Here is a 5,249-nt window from a genome sequence, read left to right on the forward strand (position 1 = left end):
GCCAGGTCTCCTCGCCACCTCAGCATCACGCACATAACCTGAAATCAATGGGTCCTGACCCTAGCCCGAAAGCAGGCCTTCAGCCCCATTGCCGCGCGTCGCGAAATCCTGCGCGAGCACGGAATGCCCGTTTCCTTTGGGTTTGGGCAGATCGGGCTAGAAGGCTGCCGGAATGGCGCAAGCAAGGCAGGAATATCATGGCGCGCAGACGTTGGCTCGGCATCATCGTCCTTCTCGGAGTTGTCCTCGGCTCTTGGGCCTGGTGGACCTCGCGCTCGAGTGCTGCGGTCGCCGAGGCGCCTGCAACCGCTGCGGTCATAAGGCAGGACGTGCGGCAGACGGTGCTGGCCTCGGGCGTGATCGAGGCGTCGCGGCTGGTGTCCGTGGGGGCGCTGGTCAGCGGACAGGTGCGCTCGCTTCCCGTTGAACTCGGGCAGCGGCTGAAGGCGGGCGACCTCGTGGCCCAGATCGACCCCGAGGACCAGCAGAACGACCTGCTGCGGGCCGAGGCGGCGCTGGCGCAGATCGAGGCGCAGATCGCCGCGCAGGAGGCCTCGAACGTCGAGGCGCGGCTGGCGCTCGACCGCAAGCGCGAACTGGCGAAACGCGGGTTGCTGACGACCCAGGACCTGGAGGCTGCCGAGGCGCAGCTTGCCGTGGCCGAGGCCAATGTGAAGGCCAGCGAGGCGTCCCGCGCGCAGGCCGGGATCGCCGTCGAGGCTGCTCGCGTGGCCTTGGAACGGACCCGCATCGTCGCGCCAGTCGACGGCACGGTGGTCGCCATCGTCGTGCGCGAGGGGCAGTCGATCAACGCCAACCAGTCCAGCCCGACGCTGGTCAAGATCGCCGATCTCGACACCATGGTCATCAAGGCGGAAGTCTCCGAGGCCGACATCATCCATGTCCGCCCCGGCCAGAAGGCAAGCTTCGCCCTGGCGGGCGACCCCGGCCGCACCTACCAGGCGACCCTGCGGGCGCTGGAACCCGCCCCCGCCGCAATCGCCGATGCCGACGAGATCGACACCAGCACCGCCATCTACTATCGCGCCGCGCTGGACGTGCCGAACCCGGACGGCACCCTGCGGATCGGCATGACCGCCGAGGTCACGCTGACCCTGGCCGAGGCCGAGGACGTTCTGGCCGTTCCCGGCAGTGCCATCCGCAGCACCCCCGAGGGGCGCGCCACGGTGCAGGTCCATGATCCCGCGACGGGCGAGACGCAGCGCCGCGAGATCGAAACCGGCATCGCCTCGGCCAGCCTGACCGAGGTCCGCGCAGGGCTGAAGGAAGGCGAACTTGTCGTCACCGGCCGTGCCCGTCCCGCAGGCGGCGGAGAGCCCTCGCAGGCTGGCCGTTCCGGCGGCCGCATGGGCGGCGCGCCGAGGCTCTTCTGACCATGGGCCCCCTGATCCAGCTCAAGGGCATCCGCCGCGACTTTCCGTCGGGCGACGAGACCCTGACCGTCCTGCACGGGATCGACCTGACCATCGAGGCAGGCGAGATGGTGGCGATCATCGGCACCTCGGGCTCAGGCAAGTCCACGCTGATGAACATCCTCGGCTGTCTGGACCGTCCCAGCGCGGGAACCTACCTTTACGCCGGGCAGGACGTCGGTGCGCTGTCCGAGGAAGGCCGCGCCCGGCTGCGGCGGCGGCATTTCGGCTTCATCTTCCAGCGCTACCAGCTTCTGCCCGACCTCGATGCGCTCGCCAATGTCGAGGTGCCCGCGATCTATGCCGGCCACCCCGCAGCCGAACGCCGCAGCCGCGCCGCGATGCTGCTGCAACGGCTGGGCCTCGGCCAGCGCATGGACCACCGGCCCCGCGCGCTGTCGGGGGGCCAGCAGCAGCGGGTCTCGGTCGCGCGCGCGCTGATGAACGGGGGCGAGGTGATCCTGGCCGACGAGCCGACCGGCGCACTGGACAGCCGCTCGGGCGCCGAACTGCTGGAACTGTTGCAGGAACTGAACGCCGAAGGGCACACGGTCGTCATCGTCACCCATGACCGCGAGGTCGCCGCCCGCGCTGGCCGGGTGATCGAGATGCGCGATGGCCGCATCATCTCGGACCGCCGCAACCGTGCGACTGCGTCGGCCCCGCAGCGCACTTCCGCAACGGAAGAGGGAACCGGGCTCGCAGCGCGTGTCGGCCGGCTGGCGGAAGCCTTCATCATGGCGGTCCGGGCGCTCAACGCGCATCGGCTGCGCAGCTTCCTGACCATGCTGGGGATCATCATCGGCATCGCCTCGGTGGTGTCGGTCGTGGCCTTGGGGACCGGCAGCAAGGAAAGGGTGCTGGAAAACATCTCCTCGCTCGGCACCAACACGATCACGGTCCGGCCAGGGTCCGGCTTCGGGGACCGCCGCGCCCGGGCCATCGACACGCTGGTCGCCGCCGACGCCGATGCGCTGTCGGCCGAGCCCTGGGCCGCCTCGGCCTCGCCCGAGATCCAGACCAGCGCCAATGTCACTTGGCGCGGCACCTCGGCAAGTGTTTCGGTGCGCGGCGTGGGGGTCGAGTATTTCGACGTTGGCGGATTCACCGTGCAGGAGGGGCAGGCCTTCGGCCGCGACGCGCTGGCCCGCCGCAGACAGGTCGCGGTGCTGGATACGGAGGCTGCGAGCGCCTTCTTCCCTGACCCTGCCTCGGCCATCGGACAGGTGCTGATGGTGGGCCGTGTGCCTCTGGAGGTGATCGGCGTTGCCACCCAGACCTCGGCCGGACCCGGCCCCACGACCCCGCGGATCTTCGTGCCCTACACCACGGTCGCCATGCGGATCACCGGACAGACGGTGGTCGATTCCATCTCGGTCCGGGTCCGCGACGAGGCCGACATGGCCGAGGCCGAGGCGGGCATCGAGGCGCTGCTGACCGAGCGGCACGGGAAGAAGGACTTCTTCCTGATGAACTCGGACACGATCCGCTCCTCCATCACCTCGACCACGCAGACGCTGACAATGCTGATCTCGTCCATCGCGGTCATCAGCCTGATCGTCGGCGGCATCGGGGTCATGAACATCATGCTGGTATCGGTGACCGAGCGGACGCGCGAGATCGGGGTCCGCATGGCCGTCGGCGCCCGCCGCTCGGATATCGTGGCGCAGTTCCTGACCGAGGCGGTGCTGGTCTGCCTGCTGGGCGGGTTGCTTGGCGTCGCGCTGGCGCTTGGGGGCGGTGCCCTGTCGGGGCAGCTTGGGGCCGACCTGCGGCTGGTCTATTCGGCACCCACGATCGTGCTGGCCTGCCTGTCCTCGACCGCGATCGGCATCGTCTTCGGCTTCCTGCCCGCCCGCTCTGCGGCCCGCCTGGACCCGGTGGACGCGCTCAGCCGGGAATGACCGGGACGCGCCTTGAGGGCTGGCCGTTCCGGTCGCGGTCTGGGCGTGGACTGGCCCAGGCGTATCCGGCAGGGTGAAGTGGCGCACCCATCATGCCCGATCTTGTGGTATCCTGTGCTCCTCGACTTCTATGAAAGCCTGTGGAGGCATGGTCATGGTGAACGAGAACCTCGATCCTGGAAGTGCCGCACCTGCTGGGACGGGCCCCGCAGCCCAGGAGCTTGCGACAAACGTCATCTTCATTGTGCCGGACGGCTTCGGGGATGTGGCCGCAGAGGCATACGAACTCTACAAGGGCAGCGATCCTGTCTGGAAAAGCGGCTTTCAGGCCCATGTCCGAACCGCCTCGGCCAGCAGCGCCGTGACCGACTCGGCTGCGGCGGCCACCGCCTATGCGACCGGAGTGAAGACAAACAACGGGTCAGTTGCCGTGGACACCGAGGGCAACGCGCTCGTCTCGATCCTGAGCCTTGCCCATGACGCCGGGAAATCGACGGGCATCGTGACCACGGATGTCGTGACCGGCGCCACACCGGCGGCCTTCGCGGCCTCGGAGGATGATCGCGACGATACTGCCGAGATCGCCCAGGACTACATCGACCGGGATGAACTGACTGTCATTCTCGGCGGCGGCCGCGAGGATTTCCGGGCGGACCCGGACAGGGACGGAATGACGACGCTGCGCGAGGCCGAAGCGGCGGGGTTCGATTACGTCACCACGGCCGATCAGCTTGCTGCGTCCGAAAGCGAGCGCGTTCTGGGGCTTTTCAACTTCGGACCCGTCGGGCTGCCGGTCGGCAACCGCTCGAGCGAACCTACCCTGGCCGAGATGACCGATGCCGCGCTGGATCGGCTGGATGCCGACGAGGACGGCTTCTTCCTTGTCATCGAGGCGGCCGGCACGGACACTTGGGGACATGCCAACGACGCTGCCTCGGTCATGCGCGCGGCGGCGGAATACGAGAATGCCATGCAGGTGGCGCTTGACTACGCCGCAAGCAATCCGGGCACGCTTGTGGTCACGGTCGCCGATCACGAGACCGGCGGCATGCGCCTCGATCCGGACGGCGATCGAACACCCGCGGCTTTCCGGCCCTATGAAGCGCCCTATGTCGAGATGTTTTATGAGGCGATGGAAGCCGTCGCCGACCTCGGATTCAGCCTCAGCCCGCGATCCATCATCAGGGCGGTCCGGGACACGATTTTCGATCTGACCGGAGGATTGGTCCGGCTGGAGCGGGACGAGATCCTCTCGATCCTGGACGCCTCGAGCGTCGAGGAGGCGGTCCTGGAACTCGGCTCGTTTCTGAATGCCAGGGGAGGCGTCGAGTATACGACCACCGGTCACACCGGCGCCGATGTCTCGCTGCATGCCTTCGGTCCGGGGGCCGACCTTCTGGAGGGCAGCGTTGACAATACCGAGGTGGGCCACTGGCTTGCCGCCGCGATGGGCCTGTCCTTTCCGGAGGAACAGGTTGCAGACGGCGCGCTTCTCGCCAGCGGGATGATCCCGGTAATGGGCGACCCTTGGGCCGACAGCCTGATGTAGGTCCAAGCCTGGTTCCAATAGGGCAGGGGCGCGGCGCTCCGAGGGAGGAGGGGACAACGTCGCCGCAATAAGGCGCTTCAGGCTGGCGATGTCGTCGGTCTGTCAGACGCGCTCCACTTTCGACTCGCCTCCGGCGCCATGTTCAGCGGCATCTCGGTGGACCTGCAAACATGCCTGAAGCAGCTTCGCCCGGATCACCTCCGTCAGCCGCCGCTCGCCAGCCTTCGCCGTTGATGGATCAGTTCCAACGCGGCCGCAATTTAGCCCGATGACTCGGATTGGTGCAGCGACAGCATGCCTTAGGGTCAGGACCCATTGGTCTGCCTGCTGCTGGGTGCTTCAGGCTCCGCGAGGAGACTGATC

Annotated in this window: 3 protein-coding genes; all 3 read left to right on the forward strand. The window is 67.8% G+C overall.

Features of this window, described 5'->3' with window-relative positions; genetic code table 11:
* Positions 1-197 precede the first annotated feature (197 nt).
* The 3 genes from ACFFII_RS11420 (at position 198) to ACFFII_RS11430 (ending at position 4,886) form a co-directional block, all read left to right on the forward strand.
* Positions 198-1,394 (forward strand): efflux RND transporter periplasmic adaptor subunit, encoded by a 1,197-nt coding sequence (locus ACFFII_RS11420; RefSeq protein ID WP_377699011.1) that lies wholly within the window; start codon positions 198-200, stop codon positions 1,392-1,394.
* 2 nt (positions 1,395-1,396) lie between these two features.
* A complete protein-coding gene (locus ACFFII_RS11425) occupies positions 1,397-3,337 on the forward strand; it encodes a MacB family efflux pump subunit (protein ID WP_377699012.1) in 1,941 nt (646 codons plus the stop codon).
* A gap of 130 nt (positions 3,338-3,467) precedes the next feature.
* Positions 3,468-4,886, forward strand: a complete 1,419-nt coding sequence (locus tag ACFFII_RS11430; RefSeq protein WP_377699013.1) for an alkaline phosphatase — start codon at positions 3,468-3,470, stop codon at positions 4,884-4,886.
* Positions 4,887-5,249: the final 363 nt, after the last annotated feature.

The organism is Paracoccus niistensis (assembly GCF_042432925.1).
Taxonomy (GTDB): domain Bacteria; phylum Pseudomonadota; class Alphaproteobacteria; order Rhodobacterales; family Rhodobacteraceae; genus Paracoccus; species Paracoccus niistensis.